The sequence below is a fragment of the Kribbella swartbergensis genome, from assembly GCF_054784135.1.
Genome location: NZ_BAAGPM010000017.1, coordinates 492,799 through 512,425, shown reverse-complemented (window position 1 = coordinate 512,425; position 19,627 = coordinate 492,799). Strand labels below are relative to the sequence as shown.

25 protein-coding genes are annotated in these 19,627 nt (G+C 69.9%); 17 read left to right on the top strand and 8 right to left on the bottom strand.

Features of this window, described 5'->3' with window-relative positions:
• Positions 1–22: 22 nt before the first annotated feature.
• Both ACYVOK_RS14285 and ACYVOK_RS14280 read right to left on the bottom strand, forming a co-directional pair.
• Positions 23–496 (bottom strand): DUF6098 family protein, encoded by a 474-nt coding sequence (locus ACYVOK_RS14285; RefSeq protein WP_460662861.1) that lies wholly within the window; start codon positions 494–496, stop codon positions 23–25.
• A 44-nt stretch (positions 497–540) separates the two neighbouring features.
• On the bottom strand, positions 541–1,935 hold the full coding sequence (locus ACYVOK_RS14280; protein WP_460662860.1) for a serine/threonine-protein kinase: 1,395 nt from the start codon (positions 1,933–1,935) through the stop codon (positions 541–543).
• Positions 1,936–1,996: 61 nt separating this feature from the next.
• Here ACYVOK_RS14280 and ACYVOK_RS14275 point away from each other — a divergent pair, with 61 nt between their 5' ends.
• The 6 genes from ACYVOK_RS14275 (at position 1,997) to ACYVOK_RS14250 (ending at position 8,005) form a co-directional block, all read left to right on the top strand.
• Positions 1,997–2,641, top strand: coding sequence for an HAD family hydrolase (locus ACYVOK_RS14275; protein ID WP_460662859.1), 645 nt, complete (start codon positions 1,997–1,999; stop codon positions 2,639–2,641).
• A gap of 89 nt (positions 2,642–2,730) precedes the next feature.
• Positions 2,731–3,033, top strand: a complete 303-nt coding sequence (locus tag ACYVOK_RS14270; RefSeq protein ID WP_460662858.1) for an ArsR/SmtB family transcription factor — start codon at positions 2,731–2,733, stop codon at positions 3,031–3,033.
• 115 nt (positions 3,034–3,148) lie between these two features.
• Positions 3,149–3,694 (top strand): SRPBCC domain-containing protein, encoded by a 546-nt coding sequence (locus tag ACYVOK_RS14265; RefSeq protein WP_460662857.1) that lies wholly within the window; start codon positions 3,149–3,151, stop codon positions 3,692–3,694.
• 415 nt (positions 3,695–4,109) lie between these two features.
• Complete coding sequence (gene helR / locus ACYVOK_RS14260) at positions 4,110–6,287, top strand: RNA polymerase recycling motor ATPase HelR (protein WP_460662856.1); 2,178 nt, start codon at positions 4,110–4,112, stop codon at positions 6,285–6,287.
• 125 nt (positions 6,288–6,412) lie between these two features.
• Entirely contained in the window at positions 6,413–7,069 is a 657-nt protein-coding gene (locus ACYVOK_RS14255; protein WP_460662855.1) for an ATP-dependent Clp protease proteolytic subunit, read from the top strand.
• A 96-nt stretch (positions 7,070–7,165) separates the two neighbouring features.
• Positions 7,166–8,005: a phytanoyl-CoA dioxygenase family protein gene (locus ACYVOK_RS14250; RefSeq protein WP_460662854.1), complete on the top strand. Its 840-nt coding sequence runs from the start codon at positions 7,166–7,168 to the stop codon at positions 8,003–8,005.
• Between the two features lie 161 nt (positions 8,006–8,166).
• Here the strand turns inward: ACYVOK_RS14250 and ACYVOK_RS14245 are convergent, their stop codons facing one another.
• Positions 8,167–8,412 (bottom strand): hypothetical protein, encoded by a 246-nt coding sequence (locus ACYVOK_RS14245; protein WP_460662853.1) that lies wholly within the window; start codon positions 8,410–8,412, stop codon positions 8,167–8,169.
• 139 nt (positions 8,413–8,551) lie between these two features.
• Here ACYVOK_RS14245 and ACYVOK_RS14240 point away from each other — a divergent pair, with 139 nt between their 5' ends.
• Together ACYVOK_RS14240 and ACYVOK_RS14235 are read left to right on the top strand one after the other, a co-directional pair.
• Positions 8,552–9,121, top strand: coding sequence for a hemerythrin domain-containing protein (locus ACYVOK_RS14240; RefSeq protein WP_460662852.1), 570 nt, complete (start codon positions 8,552–8,554; stop codon positions 9,119–9,121).
• A 23-nt stretch (positions 9,122–9,144) separates the two neighbouring features.
• Positions 9,145–10,506, top strand: a complete 1,362-nt coding sequence (locus ACYVOK_RS14235; RefSeq protein ID WP_460662851.1) for a neutral zinc metallopeptidase — start codon at positions 9,145–9,147, stop codon at positions 10,504–10,506.
• A 2-nt stretch (positions 10,507–10,508) separates the two neighbouring features.
• On the opposite strand, the gene ACYVOK_RS14230 is transcribed toward ACYVOK_RS14235, so the two are convergent.
• Both ACYVOK_RS14230 and ACYVOK_RS14225 read right to left on the bottom strand, forming a co-directional pair.
• Positions 10,509–10,886 carry a hypothetical protein gene (locus tag ACYVOK_RS14230; protein ID WP_460662850.1) on the bottom strand — a complete coding sequence of 126 codons (378 nt, stop codon included), beginning with the start codon at positions 10,884–10,886 and terminating at the stop codon, positions 10,509–10,511.
• Between the two features lie 64 nt (positions 10,887–10,950).
• Entirely contained in the window at positions 10,951–11,409 is a 459-nt protein-coding gene (locus ACYVOK_RS14225) for a hypothetical protein (RefSeq protein ID WP_460662849.1), read from the bottom strand.
• A 214-nt stretch (positions 11,410–11,623) separates the two neighbouring features.
• Here ACYVOK_RS14225 and ACYVOK_RS14220 point away from each other — a divergent pair, with 214 nt between their 5' ends.
• From ACYVOK_RS14220 to ACYVOK_RS14190, 7 genes are all read left to right on the top strand, one after another.
• Positions 11,624–13,240, top strand: a complete 1,617-nt coding sequence (locus ACYVOK_RS14220; protein WP_460662848.1) for a RecQ family ATP-dependent DNA helicase — start codon at positions 11,624–11,626, stop codon at positions 13,238–13,240.
• 66 nt (positions 13,241–13,306) lie between these two features.
• Positions 13,307–13,522, top strand: coding sequence for a hypothetical protein (locus ACYVOK_RS14215; RefSeq protein WP_460662847.1), 216 nt, complete (start codon positions 13,307–13,309; stop codon positions 13,520–13,522).
• A complete protein-coding gene (locus tag ACYVOK_RS14210; protein WP_460662846.1) occupies positions 13,519–13,860 on the top strand; it encodes a hypothetical protein in 342 nt (113 codons plus the stop codon). The genes ACYVOK_RS14215 and ACYVOK_RS14210 overlap by 4 nt, the downstream gene beginning before the upstream one ends.
• Positions 13,861–13,895: 35 nt before the next feature.
• A complete protein-coding gene (locus tag ACYVOK_RS14205) occupies positions 13,896–14,423 on the top strand; it encodes a DUF5709 domain-containing protein (protein WP_460662845.1) in 528 nt (175 codons plus the stop codon).
• A gap of 22 nt (positions 14,424–14,445) precedes the next feature.
• The gene (locus ACYVOK_RS14200) at positions 14,446–15,594 is read left to right on the top strand and encodes a zinc-dependent alcohol dehydrogenase (protein ID WP_460662844.1); all 1,149 of its coding nucleotides are present in this window, start codon (positions 14,446–14,448) and stop codon (positions 15,592–15,594) included.
• A 13-nt stretch (positions 15,595–15,607) separates the two neighbouring features.
• A complete protein-coding gene (locus ACYVOK_RS14195) occupies positions 15,608–16,183 on the top strand; it encodes a hypothetical protein (protein ID WP_460662843.1) in 576 nt (191 codons plus the stop codon).
• 12 nt (positions 16,184–16,195) lie between these two features.
• Positions 16,196–16,627: an SRPBCC family protein gene (locus ACYVOK_RS14190; RefSeq protein WP_460662842.1), complete on the top strand. Its 432-nt coding sequence runs from the start codon at positions 16,196–16,198 to the stop codon at positions 16,625–16,627.
• Between the two features lie 3 nt (positions 16,628–16,630).
• Here ACYVOK_RS14190 and ACYVOK_RS14185 read toward each other — a convergent pair whose 3' ends face one another.
• Entirely contained in the window at positions 16,631–17,410 is a 780-nt protein-coding gene (locus ACYVOK_RS14185; protein ID WP_460662841.1) for an MBL fold metallo-hydrolase, read from the bottom strand.
• A gap of 203 nt (positions 17,411–17,613) precedes the next feature.
• Between ACYVOK_RS14185 and ACYVOK_RS14180 the strand changes: the two genes are divergently transcribed.
• Complete coding sequence (locus ACYVOK_RS14180) at positions 17,614–17,853, top strand: ANTAR domain-containing protein (RefSeq protein WP_460662840.1); 240 nt, start codon at positions 17,614–17,616, stop codon at positions 17,851–17,853.
• Between the two features lie 39 nt (positions 17,854–17,892).
• Here ACYVOK_RS14180 and ACYVOK_RS14175 read toward each other — a convergent pair whose 3' ends face one another.
• On the bottom strand, positions 17,893–18,114 hold the full coding sequence (locus ACYVOK_RS14175) for a hypothetical protein (RefSeq protein ID WP_460662839.1): 222 nt from the start codon (positions 18,112–18,114) through the stop codon (positions 17,893–17,895).
• Between the two features lie 166 nt (positions 18,115–18,280).
• On the opposite strand from ACYVOK_RS14175, the gene ACYVOK_RS14170 reads away from it, so the two are divergent.
• Positions 18,281–18,928 (top strand): lysoplasmalogenase, encoded by a 648-nt coding sequence (locus tag ACYVOK_RS14170; protein ID WP_460662838.1) that lies wholly within the window; start codon positions 18,281–18,283, stop codon positions 18,926–18,928.
• Between the two features lie 14 nt (positions 18,929–18,942).
• Here ACYVOK_RS14170 and ACYVOK_RS14165 read toward each other — a convergent pair whose 3' ends face one another.
• Entirely contained in the window at positions 18,943–19,614 is a 672-nt protein-coding gene (locus tag ACYVOK_RS14165; RefSeq protein WP_460662837.1) for a GAF and ANTAR domain-containing protein, read from the bottom strand.
• Between the last annotated feature and the right edge of the window lie 13 nt (positions 19,615–19,627).

Sequence of the window (19,627 nt, the reverse complement as noted above, 5' to 3'; positions counted from 1 at the left end):
GCGCTCAACGCGAAGCACACGCTCAGGTGGACCCTCGGCCGACGTCGAAGCGTTGCTGGTAGAGGGTCTTGGCCTGGTCCAGGGCTTTGGTGCTGATCCGCGCCAACGGCCGGACGCGGATCACCAGCGGCTCGTGATCGGGGCCGTAGCCTGCCACGTCACCGGTGAGAAGCCACGGGTAACGACCCTCCGCCTCGCCGAGTTCGGCGTACTTGCAGACGCGGCGCGCGATCCACTCCTCCGGCGGACGCGGCCACCACGGCTCCGGCTCGACGGTCGTCGCCGACAGCCCCGGAAGGTCGACATCCGCCTCGTAGTCGCGGCTCGGTCCGCCCTCCGCGTCCGCCCGCGGCCCCTTGGAGTACCGCAGCATGACGCCGTCGTGGTCCTGCACGAACCGGACCAGTCCGTCGAGGTCGTCCAGCATCGGCGGTTCCGAGAAGTCCACGCCGTCCGCGAACAGCTCCGGCCGCCCGTCGTCACCGCTTCCGTTCATGCGGCCCCAGTACCCCGCTGTACAGCGTGCTGTCCGCTGCCCGGCTAGTCCGCTGCCTGTGGCGAGGGAGTGCCAGTGGCCGGGGTGGTCGTGGTGGGGGTGCCGGTCGGCGTGTTCGAGGGCGACGGTTGCGTCGAAGGCGTCCCCTGGGTGGGGACGCTCGGCGTGGCGCTGCTCTGGGTGGGCGTCGGTGACGCGGTGCCCGGCGAGGGCGTACCGGTAGCTGTAGGGCTGGGCGTCGGAGTAGGAGTCGGCTGCCGGGAGACGCTCTGCGACGGCGCCGATGTGGTTGGGGCCGTCCGGGTCTCGGTGCCGGCCTGGGTGGGGTCAGTGGTGGATGTCGTTGCCGTTGCGGAAGGTGTCGAGACCGGCGTACCCGAGCTGACGCCCGGCTGCGGCCCGACGTCGGTCGTCGGCGGCAGCTTCGGCTCGTTGCCATTCAGTAGGACGACGGCCGCCACGGCCGCCGCTGTCGCGAGGGCGGCGATCGCTCCGGCCACCAGGGCCTTCGTACCCGGCCCGTTGGGCGACTCGAGTGGGGTGGTCGCGGGTGGGTCGGCGTTCGGAGCCGCCGCGGCAGCCGCAACGGCTGCGGCGGCGGGAACGGCCGCGGCGCGCCCGAGGGCACCTGCGGGCGGCTGGGCACGCAGGACGCCGGCTGCGATCTCCGCGGCGGACGGCCGGTCGGCCGGATCCTTGGCGAGCATCCGGAGCAGAACGTCCTCGAACGGTCCAGCGAGTTCGGGGCGGGTCAGGCTCGGGGGCGCCGGAGCGGTGTCGACGTGCTGGTAGAGGATCGCTGTCGGGTGTTCCGCCTGGAACGGCGGGTGACCGGTCACCAACTGATACAGCACGCATCCCAGCGCGTACACGTCCGCTGCCTCGCCGGACTGCCCGCCTTTCGCCCGCTCGGGCGCGAGATAGTGCGTGCTGCCGATGATCTGGCCGGCCGCCGTGAGCGTCGTCGTACCGTCACCTGGCAGGTGAGCGATACCGAAGTCCGCGACCTTGACGGTCCCGTCCGCCGCCAGCAGCAGGTTGCCCGGTTTCACGTCACGATGGACGACGTCCTCCCGGTGTGCGGCGGCCAGACCGGCGGCGGCCTGTTCGACGATGTCGATCGCGCGGTCCTTCGGTAGGGGTCCGTGCTCGGCGACTTCCTCGGCGACCGTCCGCCCTTCGACCAGTTCCATCACCAGGAAGAAGCCGTCGCCGTGGTTGCCGAAGTCGTACACGGACACGACGTGCGGGTCGCTCAGCCGCGCCGCGGCTCGCGCCTCGCGGTGGAACCGCTCGGCCGCCCTGGAGTCGCGTACGGTCGGCAGCAGCAACTTGACCGCGACCGGGCGACCCAATTGCTCGTCGGTGGCACGGAAGACCTCTCCCATGCCACCTCGCCCGATCAACGGACCCAGTCTGTATCTCTTCGCAACCAGCACCCTGACACCCGTACCCAGTGCCACCGCGGGCCAACCCGGAGCGGCAATTTAGAGTTACGCCGTGATTTCGCATGTTGTGTGGGACTGGAACGGCACTCTACTGAACGACAACGACGCCGTACTCACCGCGGTCAACGCGGTGTGCGCGGACTTCGGACGGGCCGGTCTGACCTGGGCCGAGTGGCAGGCGGTGTACGCACGGCCGATGCGGGTCTCCTACCAGCAGATCCTGGAGCGCCTGCTCGACGACGAGGAATGGGCCCGCGTCGACAAGCTCTACCACGAGCGGTACGACGCCCTCCTGCACACCTGCGGTCTCGCGGCCGGCGTCCCGGCCGAGCTACAGCGCTGGGCCGACAGCGGCCGGACCCAGTCCCTGCTGTCGATGTGGTTCCACGCACGACTCGTGCCCACCATCGAGCACTTCGGACTCACCGGCTACTTCACCCGCATCGACGGCCTCGCCGGTGACGTCGGCGGCGGTTCCAAGACCGAGAGCCTGGTCCGGCATCTCGAGGCACAGGGCCTCGACCCGGCGGACGTCGTACTGATCGGCGACGTGGTCGACGACGCCGTCGCCGCCCAGGCCGCCGGCACCGAGTGCATCCTCGTCACCACCGGCGCCATGGCCCCGGCTGCCCTCGAGACCACCGGCGTACCGGTCACCAACTCCGTCCAGGAAGCCCTCCGCCTCCTCGACGCCTGAAGTCTGTTGCTCCCGGCAACCATTACCTGGCCTGGCGGTCAGGGCGTACAGGCCTGGAGTCTCATATAGCTATCTGGTAATATGAGCGCATGAACGCGTACGCCGCCCTGGCCGAGCCGCATCGGCGGCAGATCCTGGACCTGTTGCGTGAGGGTGAGCGGGCCGCCGGAGAACTGGTCGAGAGCCTCGAGCTCAGTCAGCCCGGTGTGTCCAAACACCTGAAGGTGCTGCGGGAGGCTGGGCTCGTGGTGGTGCGCGCCGAGGGCAAGCGGCGTCTGTACGCGCTGCGTCCCGAACCCCTCGCCGAGGTCGACCAGTGGCTGGAGCCCTATCGCCTGTTCTGGTCAAGACGACTCGACGCCCTCGAACAACACCTGAAGGAGAACCCATGACAGTGCTCATTGCCGCGCTGCCGCGCGGCCGGTCACGGGGCTTTGACTCCCGGCCTTCCCTCGTCGCTCCACTCGCTTCGCTCCCTCCGCTCCTCAGTCCAGGCCGGGAGGCCCCATGACCGACGCAACCCCCGCGGCAGGCAGAGGGCCTGTCGTCCACGGAACTCTGGAGACGATCGACGGGCGGCCGGCGTTGCGTTTTGAACGCACGCTTCCGCACTCGGTCGAGCGCGTGTGGCGGGCGGTCAGTGTGCCGGCCGAGCTCGAGCGCTGGTTCCCCGCCGCCGCGGACTGGACCCCGGCGGTCGGCGAGACGTTCGAGGCCGGTGGGGCGAGCGGCGAGGTGACCGAGGTCGATCCGCCCCATCGACTGGCCTGGAACTTCGCCGGCCAGTTCTACAGCTTCGACCTGACCGCTGAAGGCGACGGCTGCCGGTTGGTCTTCACCCACGTCATCGACGACCGCGGACTCTCGGCGCAGACCGCGGCCGGCTGGGAGACCTACTTCCTGCGGCTCGAGCCGCACCTGGCCGGCGAGAGCATGTCCGAGGAGCAGGCCCACCGGCAGTGGGAGGAGATCCACGAGCAGTACGCCGAACGCTTCGGCGTCGACCCGTCCCCCGGCCGGCAGTTCGCCGCCGCCCTCCGCGCCGGCCACTGACGCCCCGCCCACTCCGACCCGAACTCCCTCCGCCGCACTCCCTCCCGCCGGGCCGACCGAGCGGGGCGGGGTGCGGTGTCGTACTCGCGGCAGGTCTGCCGCCACCCGACGGACGAGAGCACGACCGTTGTCCGCGGCAACATCACGGCAACAAAAAGGGCAAGGAGTCGAACTCTCCTTGCCACTATCAACTTATAACGCACTGGGGGACTTGCCGCAAGCCCCGGTTCGTGCCTCAGAATCGTCGTTCGAAGCCGGCGTTTCCCGATCAGCGGACCCCGAACCACCCGACCCCATCGACTCCGGGCAGACAGCTCGTCCCCGGAGGCGATCGGCCACGTCCAAAACCCAGCTCGACGCACCGTGTCTCCGGCAGACCCGGCCCCGCGCTCGATCTCGTACCGGAGCTCATCACGTGAACTCACCGAACCCCAGTGCCTTCGACCTTCCCGACCACCTCACCGCCAAGGCCGACCCCGCGCTGATCGCCCGCGACGAGCAGCACTTCGCGGCCGTCGCGGCGACCCTGGAGCAGTCGATCGCCGAGCTGTCCGAGCGTCTCGAGACCGCGCGCAAGGCGCCCGGCGGCATCGGCCAGGAGGCGATGGACCGGGACCTGGAGGTCCACCGGCTCACGTCCCGGCTGCGCACCCTGCGCCGCTTCGGCCTGGACCTGTGCCTCGGCCACATCGTCAAGGAGGACGATCCCGAGCCCGTGTACGTCGGACGCCTCGGCCTCACCGACAGCGACGGGCGCCGGCTGCTGATCGACTGGCGCTCCCCCGCCGCCGAGCCGTTCTTCGGCGCGACCCACGCCAACCCGATGGGGCTCGCGAGCCGCCGCAGATACCGCTGGAAGCGGGGCCGGATCACCGACTACTGGGACGAGGTCTTCACCGCGGACGGGTTCGAAGGGCATGCCGCGCTCGACGACCAGTCCGCCTTCATCGCCAGCCTGGGCAGCAGCCGGTCGCCGCGGATGCGCGACGTGCTCGGCACCATCCAGGCCGACCAGGACGCCATCATCCGCGCAGACTCCCGCGGCGCGCTCGTCGTCGACGGCGGTCCGGGCACCGGCAAGACGGTCGTCGCGCTGCACCGCACCGCCTACCTCCTGTACGCCGATCCACGGCTCGGTCACCGCCGGGGCGGGGTACTGTTCGTCGGTCCGCACCAGCCCTATCTCGCCTACGTTTCCGACGTCCTTCCCAGTCTCGGCGAGGAGGGTGTGCAGACCTGCACCCTGCGAGACCTCCTGCCCGAGGGAGCCGAGGCCGGCCCGGAACCCGACCCGGACGTGGCCCTGCTGAAGTCGTCCGCCGCCATGGTGAAGGCGATCGAGCCGGCCGTCGGACTCTACGAAGAACCACCCACCAAGGGACTGATCGTCGAGACCCACTGGTCCGAGATCTGGCTCGACCCGGCCGACTGGGCCGAGGCGTTCGCAGCCGGAGGCTCCGGTACGCCGCACAACGAGGCGCGCGACCTGGTCTGGGAGGAGCTGCTGACGATCCTCGTCGACAAGCACGAGGAGGAGTACGAGGACGAGGACATCTCACCCGAGATGCTGCGCAGATCCCTGCAGCAGAACGAGGAACTGCGCGCCACCTTCAGCAAGGCGTGGCCGCTGATCGAACCGGCCGACCTGGTCGGTGATCTGTGGTCGGTGCCGGCGTACCTGCGCCTGTGTGCGCCCTGGCTCACCCCCGACGAGGTGCGCAAGCTGCAGCGCGCGGACCCCCAGGCCTGGACCGTGTCCGACCTGCCGCTCCTGGACGCGGCTCGGCAGCGACTCGGCGATCCCGAGGCGTCCCGGCGCCGGCGCCGGGAGAAGGCCGCGATGGCGGCCGAACGCGAACGCATGGCCGACGTCGTCGACAACCTGATCGAAGCCGCCGACGACGAGTACGGCGCGGGCCTGGTGACGATGCTGCGGGGTGAGGACTTCCACGACGCCCTGGTCGACGGCAGCGGGGTGGCCACTGCCGACCCGGATCGGCTCGCGGGGCCGTTCGCGCACATCGTGGTGGACGAGGCGCAGGAACTGACCGACGCGGAGTGGCAGATGCTGCTGCAGCGATGCCCGTCCCGGAGCTTCACCATCGTCGGGGACCGGGCCCAGGCCCGGCACGGGTTCACGGAGTCGTGGCAGGAACGGCTCGAACGCGTCGGGCTCGACCGGATCAACCTGGCCACCTTGACCATCAACTACCGGACACCGGATGAGGTGATGGCCGAAGCCGAGCCGGTCATCCGGGCCGTGCTGCCGGACGCGAACGTGCCGACGTCCATCCGCAGCAGCGGTGTCCCGGTCGTCCACGGGTCCACCGCGGACCTCAAGTCCGTCCTCGACAGCTGGCTCGCCGAGTACGCCGAGGGCACGGCCTGCGTCATCACCGCCAAGGGCAGCGAGGAACTCCATCCGAGCCCCCGGGTCCGATGGCTGACGCCCGAGTTGTCGAAGGGGCTCGAGTTCGACCTCGTCGTCCTCATCGACCCGGACTCGTTCGGCGACGACATCGAGGGAGCCGTCGACCACTACGTCGCGATGACCCGGGCAACCCGGCAACTCGTCGTCCTCACCAACCCCTGACCTGGCCGCGTCGGCCTTCCCGGGTCGCAAACCGGGGAGGCCGACGTCTGCCGTCAGCAGAGAGACGTTCCACCCGAGGGATCCGCGGCGCACGCTGGTGGAGTCGAGCAGCCCAGGAGGGTCTCATGTCTCTGCAGAGTTCTGCCGGCACCTGGCCACCCGGGCGCCCCGAGATCCCACCACCTTGGCCACCGAAAGGGCCGCCTACATGGCCGCCGTCGCAGCCGGTGCTGCCGTCGTGGCTGGAACCGGCCGCGTCCGGGCTGGAGAGCGACCTGGCCGCTCAACTCCTCGAGCAACGGGTGATCGTCGTCGGAGGGCGCCTCGACGACTCGGCCGGGAACCGCGTCGCGGCCCAGCTGCTGCTCCTCGACACCCGGGACAGCGCCCCGATCACGCTGCACCTGGCCTGCACCGAGGCGGAGCTGGAGCCCTCGCTCGCAGTGGCCGGGGCGATCGATCTCGTCGAGTCACCCGTCCACGCCGTGGCCCGTGGGACGCTTCGCGGCCCGGCGGTCGCCGTACTGTGTGCCGCGCAGCAGCGCGCCGCGCACCGGCACACCATGTTCATCCTGCTCTCGCCCCGCTTCTCCGGCGACGGCACCGCCGCCGAACTCGCCACCCTCGCCGAGCAGCACGAGCGCCAGGTCGCCCGCCTGCACGACCTGATCGCCGGCGCCACCGGCCGGACCGCCGGCGAGGTCGCCGCGGACCTCGACGCCGGGCGCGTCCTCACCGCACCCGAGGCGGCCGACTACGGCCTGATCACCCAGCTGCTGTAACCACGCGTGGGCTCAGGGCTACCGGCGTTTTCCAACGTTGCAGATTCCGGGCGGCGCGGCATACGCTCGCTGGAAGTTCCAGGTGAGGAGGCCGAGGTGACCAGTACCGTTGGACAGCGTCCCCCGTCGTACGACGTGCCCGCACATGTGGAGGCCCTGTACCGCGACGGGATCACCGGGCTGAAGGGAGCGTTCTCGCGCGAGTGGGTCGAGCAGATGCGCGAGGACATGATGGATGCCTTCTGGTCCGCGATCCAGCGCCCGGGCGGAGCGGTCGGGCGCGGACCTCGCCGTTGGTACGTCGAGGTGCACCCGCAGGACATCTCCGGCTTCGTCGACCTGGTCACGCATCCCTGGGTGACCGGGATCTGCGAGTCGGTACTGGGGCCCGAGTACGAGATTGTCGAGATCGGCTTCGACGTACCGTTTCAGGGAGCCAGGAACCAGCCGTGGCACCGTGACTTTCCTTCGCCACCGGAGACCTACCGGGACCGGCGGATCACCTCGCTGGCGTTCAACCTGACCGGTGTGGACGTCACCTCGGACATGGGTCCGTTCGAGATCGCCCAGGGCACCCAGTGGGACGACGGCCGCGACTGGGACCACGAGATGTTCCCGCCCAAGGACGCCTGGTCCCGCTACGCCGAGCGAGGGGTCCGGAAGTACCCCCAGATGGGCGACATCTCCGCCCGCTCGGCCCTGACCATCCACCGCGGCACCGAACACCTGTCGCCGATCGCCCGGCCGGTGCTCGTCCTCGGCGTGGACGCGCCGGGCGCCGGGCATGCGGCCCTGCACGACCCGATGGTCACCCAGGACTACTACGACGCCCTGCCCGAGTCCGTACGCCGCCACCTCGACTGCCGCGTGGTCGACGAACTCGTGCCGATCACCCAGAAGCACGACATCGAGGGCCTGGTGATGGGCGCCGACTGACCGGCCGGCCGGCCGGACTCGCGACCCCGGTCACCGGCCGGGCCGGCGTGACCACTCCGGTCATCACCCTGGTCGAGGGAAGTTGTTTCGCGATCTCCGAGACGACCGGCGACATGCCTGACGACCAGGCGACCATGGAGTCGACACTGGCCGCCTGAGGGTCACGCGCCCCTGCGGAGCTCGAGGATCTCGAGCGTCGTCCCCACTCCGACCAGGCGGTACACGGCATCCAGAGCCCCGCCGTGGAGGACCAGGACCTCATCTTGATCGGGTCTGCCCCAGCCGGTCGGCATCGGCCGGTTCTCCAGCATCCGGACCAGGCAGTCGACGTCGTCGGGCCCGTCGCTGAACAGGGCGGCGTCGAGTTCGGCCACGGCCTCCGGCGCCCACACCAAACGGTTCGGCATCTTTGCGCGGTTCCCACTCCCGGCGCGGGAAAACCCGTCCGCCGAGGTCGTCCGCACCGGTTGCTCGCCGTACGGCGGTTTCGCCGCTCGAGGCGGGGTACCTGCAGGCACCACCACCAACGGAAAGAGGGGGAAGCTGATGACTTCCACCGACGGCACCATCGAACCGGACGTGATCGACGTCCTGACCGCGGACCACCGCGAGGTCGAGGATCTCGTGGTGCAGATCACCGCCGCCGTCGACCCGGGCGAACGCCGGGATCTCACCGACCAGCTGATCGCGGAACTGGTCCGGCACTCGGTCGCGGAGGAGATGTACGTCTATCCCGCGATGCGCGACCACCTGCCGAACGGTGAGCAGGCGGTCGAGCACGACACCGAGGAACACAAGCAGCTCGAGACGCTGATGAAGCAGCTGGAGGGTGCGGATGCGACCAGCGCCGAGTTCGACGATGCGCTGGGAAGCCTCCGGCAGGTGCTCCGCGACCACGTGCAGGACGAGGAGGACGAGCAGTTCCCGCAACTGCGGGAGCACGTTCCGGCCGCCACGCTGGTCGAGCTGAAGGACAAGGTCGAGACGGCGAAGAAGCTCGCACCGACGAGGCCGCATCCGGCCGCGCCGAACGCCGAGCTGTTCCACAAACTCGTCGGCCCCGGTGTCGGACTGGTCGACCGCCTCCGTGACCGGCTCACCGGCCGCTCGACCTAACTGCCTCCTTGAAAGGGCGCGCCGTGGTGGAGTCGAAGCGCACGGAGGCAGGCGCAGGGCGTCTCGTGCTCCTGGTCGTCGTGGCGGCTCTGGTTGCCATTGTCGCCTTGGCGTCGAACCAACGCCGGGACGACGAGGGGCAGGCTGCCGGCGACGTGTCGGTCGGGCGATCGGCCGCGCCTGGCACCGACGTCACCACCGCGGCGCAGCGAAGTCTGGTCCAGTACTGGACCGCCGAGATGCCGAAGGTCTACCAGCAGGAATTCGTCGAACTCGCCGGTGGCTTCCAGGCCAAGACCCCACAGAGCGAGGCCTTCACCTGTGGCGGCCGGCCACAGACGTACGACGACCTGCGCGGCAACGCCTTCTACTGCGGCGCCCGCGAGGACTACATCGCGTGGGACGCTGCCGAGCTGTTCCCCCGGCTGAACCAGCAGTTCGGCAGTAGCGCGCCGGCGATCGTCCTCGCGCACGAGATGGGCCACGCGATCCAGGCCCGCGCGGGCGTCGACGCGCCCTCTGTCGTCCTCGAGCTGCAGGCGGATTGCTTCGCCGGGTCCTGGATCCGCTTCGCCGAGACCTCGACGGCCGACCCGATCTCCCTGACCGATGGCGCGCTGGACAGCGCGGTGGCGACGATCCTGACCCTGCGAGACCAGCCAGGGACCGCGGCCACTGCCCCTCAGGCCCACGGTCTGGGGTTCGACCGGGTCAACGCCTTCCAGACCGGTTACGAAAACGGCGCCGAGCGCTGCGCACGGTTCCCGGAGCAGGGGGTCGTTTCCACTGAGCTGCCGTTCCGCACGGTGACCGAGGCGTTGACCGGTGGCAACCTTCCCTATCCGGAAACCGTCGAGCTCCTCTCGGCGACCTTGAACGACTTCTGGTCCGCCGCCGTACCTCGGGTCCGGCCCGGCGAGGCCTTCGACGCACCGAGCCTGAACCCGACCGGTGAGGACGAACTGCCGGCCTGCCCCGGCGACCTCGAGCAGAGTGGCCTGTCGCAGTACTGCGCCTCGACCGGATCGATCGACTGGCTGGACTCACACCTCCAACTCGCCCATGAGCGCATCGGCGATCTCGCCACCGGCGCAGTACTCAGCGAGGCGTGGGCGGAAGCCGCGCAGAGCCAGACCGACCTGCAGACGACCGGACGTCCGGCCGGACTGCAGCGCGACTGCTTCACCGGCGCGTGGCTTGCGTACCTGGCCCAGGGCGACCTGCCCAACTCCCAACTGTCCCCCGGCGACCTGGACGAAGCACTGACCGCGATCGTCGCGAGCAGCTTCACCGACGACGGTCGCCAGACCGACCGCGGCGGCGCCTTCGAGCGCACGAAGTCGCTGCGCGCCGGAGTGTTCGGCAGCCTTTCCGGATGCCTTTGACGTCAGTCGGTCGATTCCGCACCGGTTGGACGCCCGGGTGCGCTGTCGGGTGCGATCGTCGGGTCCGCGGCCGTGTCGGCATCGGGCTCCCCCGCCGCCTTCGGGCGAACCAGCCGGTCGTCTCCGGTCCTGCGCAAACCGTCGCTGCGCTCGTTCGCCGTGATCCGCTCGTCGCTGGGCGCCGCCTGCGCGTTCTCGTTCTCGTTCTCGACCACGCTGCCGGGCATCCGATCCTGTCCGAACATCGCGTTGGCCGATCCGGCCGCCTTCCGTCGCAGCACCCGATACCCGACCGCGCCGGCACCCACCGCACCGGCCAGAACCCACATCGGCCGCCGCATCGCCGTACTGCCGGTACGCCGCTTCTTCGTCGAGATCACCTGAGGCCTCCTTCGTCGCTCGCCGCCTCGGTAACCGCCGGAGCGAGATCCGAAACCGCCCCGGTCAGCGCAACAGCAGCTCACGCGGGCTGGTCGTCGTCACGTCGTCCGGCGAGTCCGAAGGCAGCAGTTGGAGGAACGACCAGGCCACTCCGCCCAGCACCGGGGTCAGACCACTCAGCAGGACGGTGACCGCACCACGCAGCCAATCTCCCGGACCGGTCTGCAGCATGCCACTGATCGCCAGTACGCCGGCGGTGTTCGCAAGACACGCCACCAGGGCCGCCGAGCACGTCGCGAGGATCTCGGCCCTCGTCCACCGGAATTCCCACGCGGCGATCACGATGCCGGTCAACGCACCCGCGAGGATCGGGATGCTGTAAGCGACGGCGAGCGCCACCCGGCCGGGCGTGGTGAGCAGGTAGAACGTGTCGAACACCGCGGCGATCCCGAGCACCGCGACGGCGAAGTTCTCGGCCAGCTGACGAAGGGGCGCCGAGGCCCGTCCTACGAGGTCTTCCATGGTCCTTTCCACTGATCGTCGAAGACGGAGAAGAGCGTTAGCACTCCCCTGGCTCGAGTGCTAACACCGATATAGCACAGCAGCCCCGCGAGGCGCCACTCAATATGTTGCCTCCGGCAACCATGCCATCCGGGGAATCGGGGTGGGTACCCGGACGTGGCACCGCGGGTTCAGCCACAGCCCGGAACGGTCGCTCGAGGACCCGGGACATCTCATGAGTACGACGGATCTGCCGGCCGAACTGACCGCGGTCGCCCGCGACGTCTTCGGCTGGGTGGAGTTCCGGCCCGGTCAGCTGGCAGCGATGCGGGCCGTTCACGGCGGCCGCGACACGCTCGTCGTGATGCCGACGGGTTCGGGCAAGTCGGCGGTCTACCAGGTTCCGGCGATGCTCGCGGACGGTCCGGCGATCGTCGTGAGTCCGTTGATCTCACTCCAGCACGATCAGATCTCTGCCCTGCGTGAGGTCGACGCCGGCTCGGCCGTCGAGGTCAACAGCACAGTGGACGTCGGCAGCGTGCTCGCGGGTGAGGCGAAGGCGGCCAGGTTCGTCTTCGTCACGCCGGAGCAACTGTCCAAGGACGACGTACTCGACGGGCTGAGGAGGTTGCGGCCCGCGCTGTTCGTCGTCGACGAGGCGCACTGTGTGTCCGCGTGGGGCCACGACTTCCGCCCGGACTATCTCCGGCTCGGTGCCGCCGTCGAACGGCTCGGGCGTCCCGTCGTACTCGCACTCACCGCGACGGCCGCGGCGCCGGTCCGCGCCGAGATCGTCGAGGCCCTGCACCTCACCGACCCCGAGATCGTCGTCTCCGGGTTCGACCGGCCGAACCTCCACCTGGAGGCCCAAGCGGTCGCGGACGCCGCCGCGCGGCGGACGGCCGTGATCGACGCGGTGGGCCGACTCGATCCGCCAGGGATCATCTACGCGTCCACCCGTCGGCAGACCGAGGAGTACGCCGCCGAGCTGAAGGCGCGGGGAGTCCCGGCGGCCGCCTACCACGCTGGGCTCCGGCAGGCGGAACGCCGTACCGCCCACGACGCCTTCCTGGCCGGTCGCATCCAGGTCGTCGTCGGGACGACCGCCTTCGGCCTGGGTATCGACAAACCCGACGTGCGGTTCGTGCTCCATGCCGGAGTGGCGGACTCGCTCGACTCCTACTACCAGGAGATCGGTCGCGCCGGCCGCGACGGCGAACCTGCTCGCGCTGTGCTGTTCCACGGGTCGGGCGACCTCGGTCTCCGCCGGTTCCTCGGTGCCTCACCGCCGAATGAAGAGGCGCTGTCTGCCGTTCTCGACGCGATTCGGTCTGCTGACCGTCCGATTCTGCGTAAGGACGTGGCGCACCGCACCCGCCTGTCCCCCAACCTCGTCAGCCGCTGCTGCACGTGGCTGGCGCGGGCGGGCGGCGTCGTCTTCGACGGTCGCAATCGCGTCCGCTCAGGCAGTGCGAGCGATCCGGTAGGCGAGGCCGCTCGGGCTGCGGAACGGCGCCACCGGGTGGACCAGTCCCGGCTGGACATGATGCGCGAGTACGCCGCGGTCTCCGGCTGCCGATGGGACTTCCTGCTGTCGTACTTCGGTGAACAGCTGGACGGCCCGTGCGGGCGCTGCGACAACTGCGAGCGCGGCACGCTGTCAGAACACGAGGCGAATGCCGAGTCCGAGCCGTTCCCGGTGCACAGCCGCGTTCACCACGCCGAGTTCGGCCAGGGCGAAGTGCTTCAGATCGAGGGGGACCACCTGACGCTGCGCTTCGACGAGGCCGGCTACCGGACCGTGTCGCTGGCCGCCGTCCTCGAGAAGCGGCTCCTCGAGCCGATGCGGTGACACGGCCGATGGTTTTCATTCGGATCCGCCGGGCACCAGGCGGGGACCACAGGAAGGGAGACAATGATGAGCCAGCCTGACGACGACGACTACCGTCCGACGGTCGACGACGTGGATCCGAGCGCACTGGCGGTTAACTCCCTGGACGACCAGGTCCGGGTGTCGGCCGACCCGTCCGAGACCGAGGTGGTCGACTCGGCCGGCGAGACGGCGCGGGTCGACGACGACTCCGACGGCAGCAGCGTGCTCCCGCCGGTCGACGACGAGCAGGACCGGTCATGAGCGCTGGGAACCACGGCGCCACGCCGCTGCCCGGCTACGACGAGCTGCCGATCGGTTCACTGATGACCCGGATCAGGTCGCTCGACGGGGATCGGCTGTCGGAGCTGGTCGAGTACGAGCAGGCCCACGCGAACCGGGTCGCCGTACTGGAGCTGCTCCGGCAACGGCAGCGCGAACTCGAGCAGGGCGCCGAGCCCACCGGCGGCGACCCGGCCGCCGTGAAGCCGGAATCGGCACCCGGACCCGCGGCCGGCTCCAAGGTCGGCCCGTCGGACGGGCCCGCCGTCAATCCGCCGGCGCACGGCGACCCCACCAACCCCTCCCAGCCTCGCAACTGACGCGAGCGCTCTCCCCCATTCGAAGGAGGTCGACGATGGACGACGAACGCACCCGACCGGTCAGTGATCCCGAAGCCGAAGGGCTGCCCGACACCGCCGACGACGACTCCACCGCGTACGACGACGTGGACTCGGCACGGATCGCTGACGGACCCGACCCGGCTGCCCTGCCGGCCGACAGACCACTCGCGTCCCTGGACTACGGCACCACCCCGGCCGAGGCGAGGACGCCGGAACCGCTGGCCGACCGGCTGGACCGCGAGGAGCCCGACATCACCCCGGACATGGTCGCCGCCGAGGGCAGTCCGGCGGACGACCCCGGCCGCACCGGCATCACCGGTGCCGACCAACTCCCGGCCACCGACGACCTCACCGACCTCGGCGCCGACGACGTACTGGACGGCGACGAGACCACGCCAGGTGGTGACGCGGGGGTCGGGCGGTTGCTCCGACCCGACGAAGGCGCTCATCCCGACGAGGAAGGCACGGAGGTCGCGGCCGATACGGGCGCATCGGGCGGCGGTCTGTCGGCCGAAGAAGCAGCGATGCACGTCGACGAGTGATCCACTCGAGAAGGAGCTGTCCATGCGCGCCATGGTCTATCGCGGTCCGTACCGGATCCGGGTCGAGGAGAAACCCCGCCCCGCGATCGAGCATCCGAACGACGCGATCGTCAGAGTCACCCGGGCCGCGATCTGCGGCTCGGACCTGCATCTGTACCACGGGATGATGCCGGACACCCGGGTCGGCATGACGTTCGGGCACGAGTTCATCGGCATCGTCGACGAAGTGGGCCCGTCGGTCCGTACGCTGCAGCCCGGTGACCGGGTGATGGTGCCGTTCAACATCTTCTGCGGGACCTGCTACTTCTGCGCCCGCGGCCTGTACGCCAACTGTCACAACGTCAACCCGAACGCGACCGCGGTCGGCGGGATCTACGGTTACTCGCACACCTGCGGCGGGTACGACGGCGGCCAGGCGGAGTACGTCCGGGTGCCACTCGCCGACGTCGGCCCGAGCCTCATCCCGGACTGGATGGACGACGAGGACGCCGTACTGCTGACCGACGCGGTCGCCACCGGCTACTTCGGCGCCCAGCTCGGAGACATCGTCGAGGGCGACGTGGTGGTCGTGTTCGGCGCGGGGCCGGTCGGTCTGTCCGCCGCGGCGTCGGCGTGGCTGATGGGCGCCGGGCGGGTGATCGTGATCGACCATCTCGAGTACCGGCTGGCCAAGGCACGGTCCTTCGCACACGCCGAGACGTACAACTTCACCGAGTACGCCGATGTCGTCGTCCTGATGAAGGAGATCACCGGCCACCTCGGCGCCGACGTGGCGATCGACGCGGTCGGGGCCGAGGCCGACGGGAACCTCCTGCAGCACATCACCTCGGCGAAGCTGAAGCTGCAGGGCGGGTCCCCGATCGCGCTCAACTGGGCCATCGACTCGGTCCGCAAGGGCGGCACCGTGTCCGTGATGGGCGCGTACGGGCCGATGTTCAGCGCGGTCAAGTTCGGCGACGCGATGAACAAGGGCCTGACGCTGCGGATGAACCAGTGTCCGGTGAAGCGCCAGTGGCCGCGGCTGTTCGAGCACGTCCGCAACGGCTACCTGAAGCCGCGGGAACTCGTCACCCACCGCATCCCGCTCGAGCACATCGCCGAGGGCTACCACATCTTCTCCGCCAAACTCGACGGCTGCATCAAGCCGATCGTCGTACCCGAAGCGGCCTGACCGGAGGACCGACATGGTCTACACACAGCAGAAACCGACCACCGCGGAGACCAGCGAGCAACTGCGGGCGCGGATTCCCGGCTGGGGTGCCGATCTGGATCCGCGGGACCGGCCGGCCGTACCGAAGGAGCACTTCGACCCGCACCCGTACGGCGCCGTCTGGGACTTCCCCGATCGTCAGTCCGAGACCTGGCCGCGGGAACGGTCGATCGAGCACGAATTCCTCACGCCGGTGTTCGGGACGTCCTGCCCGCCGCACGGGGTGTCGGGCGCGATCCGCCAGTTCGCCTACCGGCGGTACAGCGAGGGACGCGCGGCCCACTGGCTCCTGCTGATCGCCGCGGACCGGGTCGACTCGGTCGGGAGCACGTTCAGGTCGTTCGCGACCCTGCATCCCGACAACCCGATCACCGAGACCGGCATCCTCGCCGAGATCAAGCACCACGGGCTCCGTTCCCGCCGCGGCCAGAAACGCGCGGACCTGGCCCACCAGTCCCTGGACCCGCTGATCGTCGCCGGACCCTGGATCCTCGCCGGCGTCGTCGGCTACCGCGCCGTACGCCGGATCCGCCGCGCACGGCGATCCTGATCGGAGGCGACCATGACGACGTCGACCGGACCGGACGGACTGCCGGAGCTGCGGGTGACCCGCAGCGTCGCCTGCACACCCGCTGAGCTCTGGAAGGCGGTCACCCAGCCGGACGTGCTGAGCGACTGGCTGGGGACGACGCGGCCGACGACCGACCATTTCGGACAGTACGAGGTGATGTCGGGCCCGCTGGCCGGAGTGACCGGGATGGTGGTCGCCTGCGAGCCTCCGCACTTCTTTCACATCACGCTGAACGAGCACGTGGGCGGCAAACTCGCCGTCGAGGTGGTCGAGACGAGCCATGGATGCGAACTCGTGCTGACCCATCGCGGCGTCTCGACCAGCCGCGCGGCAGACGAGCGCTCGCGCTGGACCACCCTCCTGGAGCGCCTGGCCACGCACGTCGAACGCCGCCGGACGGACACGGATCTGCCTACCCCCTGAAGTTCACTCGAGCTGGACCGTCTCGCCGCGGGCCGGTGCCTTCACCTGCCATCCGGACGGGCTCGCGGCGACGCGGTCGAGGAAGTCGGACAGAGGCGAGCGCATCACCGGGTAGTCGTCGTAGTGGACGGGTATGGCGAGCCGCGGGCGGATCCGCTCCAGGCAGTCCACGCCCTGCGCGCCGTCCATGGTGACGGTCGCGAACAGGATCTTCGTCCCGCCGAGGTGGAGGACGGCCACGTCGATCTCCGGATGCCGCTCACGGATCCGGTCGAGATGGTCACCGGTCAACGTGTCGCCGCTCAAGTAGATCCGCCGCCGGACCTGACCGCCGGCCCGGTGGGTCAGCAGTGAACCCATCACCGGCGGCAGCAGACTTCCCATCACGCCGCGGCCGTGGATCCCTGGCAGTGCCTCGACGGTGAGGGACTCGTCGTCCCGATGCTGCTCGTACGTCGCCCAGACCGGCAGTCCGTGAGTGGTGAAGCCCCATTTGCGCAACCGGTCCGCGGCGGGCTCGGTGGTGACCACCGGTACGGCGCGATCCAGCCGGCGCCGGGCGACCCGGTCGAAGTGGTCGCCGTGCAAATGGGACAGCACCAGCGTGTCCAACGCGGGCAGGTCCTCAGGTTCCAGCGCCGGATCGGTCAGCCGTGGGCTCCACAGCCCTTTGCCGAGATACGCCCGCTGGCCGCGATGCAGGAAGTTCGGATCGGTCAGCACGGTGAAGGCGCCGATCCGGATCAGCGTGGTCGCCGTACCGATGAAGGTGATGCTGTCCATCAGGTCGCCGTTCCTTCCCGTCAGCCGGAACGAGGCCGGTACCCCGGCGCCACCCCGGCAACCCAGGCGGGACCGGTCCGCGAATGCGGGCACCGGTTCGGGGGTACCGGTTGGGACCGAGCCGGACCTACGCGGTGGCCGCACTGGTTGAGGAAGCAGCCCTTGGCGTCGGCGACCGTCTGGCTCACGAACGAAGGACTGCCATGAAACGGGGCGTCTGCATCGAGGAGGCCGTCGGCGTCCTGATGGAGTGCTTCGGCATCGAGGCCGCCGAAGCGAATGCGATCCTGAAATCCTGGTCGGCGGACCAGAAGACACCGGTCACCACCATCGCCCATGTGCTCGTCCACCAGATCTGGCGCGGCGACGAGCGGACAGAGGACCGGGAGCTGACCCGCGCGCTGGAGGAGAGCCTGCGGCAACTCCCGAAATCCGCCGTCTAGCTTCGCCGGTAGCAAGAGACCGCCGGCCGACGGGCGGCCTCAGGTCTTGCTCGGCGGATCGACGTCGTCGGGCGGCGTGGTGTCGACCCGCCTGATCTTTGTGTGCTCGGTCGAGTGCGCCGCCGTCTCACCCGAGTCGTCATCCTTGTACGACGTCGCGGCCGACACCGCGCCACGTCCGGCGGCGAAGAGCGCCCAGGCCGCGAAGGCGAGTGCGATCAACACCAACAGCACCAACAGAATCCACACCGGAGCACCCATAGCGCCTCCTGCCCGAAAGACCTTCGGTACCCCGCCCGCCCCGCTCCATTCACCGGCCCCGGCAGGCGGTGAATCGGATCGGGTACCGGTTCGGCATGAGTCAGCCGCTGGCACCCGATCTCCGGAACGGCAACGATCGCCGGGACGTCATTCTGCTGGGTACGCAGTGACCCTTCGACGGCTGGAGTGGGCGCGGCGGTCGGCGAGTGTGTACTGGGGCTGCGCCGCCGTACACGTCTTGGCCGTCGCCTGTGATGCCAAGCTGCTGCGCTGGATCACCAAGGCAGCACTCATGCCTTCGCTGGCCACCTGGGTGTACGCGCAGAACGGGCCTCCGCTGCTGCTCGCCGCCATACTCGCCTCCGGCATCGGCGACATACTCATGGAGCAGAAGCTCCTGCTGCCGGCCATGGTCGTCTACGCGGCCGCGCACGCCTGCTACGTCGCGCTGTTCCTCACCGGCGATCGGCGCCGGCGGTGGCAGGTCATCGCCGGGTACGGCGCCGTCTGGGCCGCCGTGATGACTCTCCTCTGGCCCGGCCTCGGCGCCTACCGGGCACCGGTCGCCGCCTACGCATTGATGCTGACGGCAACTGCCGTCAGCTCCTTCTGGTACGGCGGTCGCAGCGGGCTCGGCGGTGCGCTCTTCCTCATCTCCGACAGCCTCATCGGCGTCCGGCTGGCGGGCCACGACTTCCCGCTGCGCGGTCCAGCGGTGATGGCGACGTACGGCGCCGGTCAGTTCGAGCTGGCGGCCGGCGTCCTCCGCCGGACAGGCTCTGCGCGGGACCCCGGCCGGGCTTCGGGCCGCTGACCGGTCCGGCGCGATCAGTTCGGCAGGCGGCGGGTGTCGACGAGTGCCTGGGCGACGTCGCGGAGTTTGCGGTTGTGCTGCTGGGAATAGCGCTTCAGCACCTCGAAGGCGCGGTCGCCGTCCAGGTCGTAGCGCTCCATCAGGATGCCCATCGCCTGACCGACCAGCTTGCGGGCGTCGATCGCGGCGGTCAGCGTCTCCTCCTGGCGCGCGTTGGCGATCGCGACGGACGCGTGCCGGGCCAGGATGTGCGCCACCGCCAGATCGTCGGCGTCGAAGGCGTTCGGGACGCTGCTGTACAGGCTCAGCACCGCCCAGGCGTGGCCGCCGGCGATCAGCGGCAGGTGGACGACGCTGCGGAGCTGCGCGGCCCGCGCCTGCGCGGCCCACGCCGACGGCCAGCGCGTCTCGGTCTCGACGTCGGCGACCACGACCGCGCGCTCCTCCTGGATCGCCGTCATCATCGGTCCTTCATGGGCCTTGATCTGCAGCTCGTACAGCGTGGCGACCCGAGGGTCGGTCTGCGCCAGCACCTCCGGGCGCCGGCCACGGGCGATCAGCGCCACCCCCGCACAGGTGCAGCCCAGCGCGTGCAGAGCGAACTGCACCACCGCGTCGACCGTCTCGTCGACGCTGTCGAGGTCATGGAGCTCCACGGCCAGCCGGCCGAAGGCGTCAGCGCTCACCTGACCAGCCGCC

Excerpts from the sequence above, each read along its gene's own strand:
- ACYVOK_RS14285 (WP_460662861.1), bottom strand. The coding sequence starts at position 496 with ATGAACGGAAGCGGTGACGACGGGCGGCCGGAGCTGTTCGCGGACGGC.
- ACYVOK_RS14270 (WP_460662858.1), top strand. The coding sequence starts at position 2,731 with ATGAACGCGTACGCCGCCCTGGCCGAGCCGCATCGGCGGCAGATCCTG.
- ACYVOK_RS14265 (WP_460662857.1), top strand. The coding sequence starts at position 3,149 with ATGACCGACGCAACCCCCGCGGCAGGCAGAGGGCCTGTCGTCCACGGA.
- ACYVOK_RS14255 (WP_460662855.1), top strand. The coding sequence starts at position 6,413 with ATGTCTCTGCAGAGTTCTGCCGGCACCTGGCCACCCGGGCGCCCCGAG.
- ACYVOK_RS14245 (WP_460662853.1), bottom strand. The coding sequence starts at position 8,412 with ATGCCGAACCGTTTGGTGTGGGCGCCGGAGGCCGTGGCCGAACTCGAC.
- ACYVOK_RS14240 (WP_460662852.1), top strand. The coding sequence starts at position 8,552 with ATGACTTCCACCGACGGCACCATCGAACCGGACGTGATCGACGTCCTG.
- ACYVOK_RS14225 (WP_460662849.1), bottom strand. The coding sequence starts at position 11,409 with ATGGAAGACCTCGTAGGACGGGCCTCGGCGCCCCTTCGTCAGCTGGCC.
- ACYVOK_RS14220 (WP_460662848.1), top strand. The coding sequence starts at position 11,624 with ATGAGTACGACGGATCTGCCGGCCGAACTGACCGCGGTCGCCCGCGAC.
- ACYVOK_RS14215 (WP_460662847.1), top strand. The coding sequence starts at position 13,307 with ATGAGCCAGCCTGACGACGACGACTACCGTCCGACGGTCGACGACGTG.
- ACYVOK_RS14210 (WP_460662846.1), top strand. The coding sequence starts at position 13,519 with ATGAGCGCTGGGAACCACGGCGCCACGCCGCTGCCCGGCTACGACGAG.
- ACYVOK_RS14205 (WP_460662845.1), top strand. The coding sequence starts at position 13,896 with ATGGACGACGAACGCACCCGACCGGTCAGTGATCCCGAAGCCGAAGGG.
- ACYVOK_RS14200 (WP_460662844.1), top strand. The coding sequence starts at position 14,446 with ATGCGCGCCATGGTCTATCGCGGTCCGTACCGGATCCGGGTCGAGGAG.
- ACYVOK_RS14195 (WP_460662843.1), top strand. The coding sequence starts at position 15,608 with ATGGTCTACACACAGCAGAAACCGACCACCGCGGAGACCAGCGAGCAA.
- ACYVOK_RS14190 (WP_460662842.1), top strand. The coding sequence starts at position 16,196 with ATGACGACGTCGACCGGACCGGACGGACTGCCGGAGCTGCGGGTGACC.
- ACYVOK_RS14185 (WP_460662841.1), bottom strand. The coding sequence starts at position 17,410 with ATGGACAGCATCACCTTCATCGGTACGGCGACCACGCTGATCCGGATC.
- ACYVOK_RS14180 (WP_460662840.1), top strand. The coding sequence starts at position 17,614 with ATGAAACGGGGCGTCTGCATCGAGGAGGCCGTCGGCGTCCTGATGGAG.
- ACYVOK_RS14175 (WP_460662839.1), bottom strand. The coding sequence starts at position 18,114 with ATGGGTGCTCCGGTGTGGATTCTGTTGGTGCTGTTGGTGTTGATCGCA.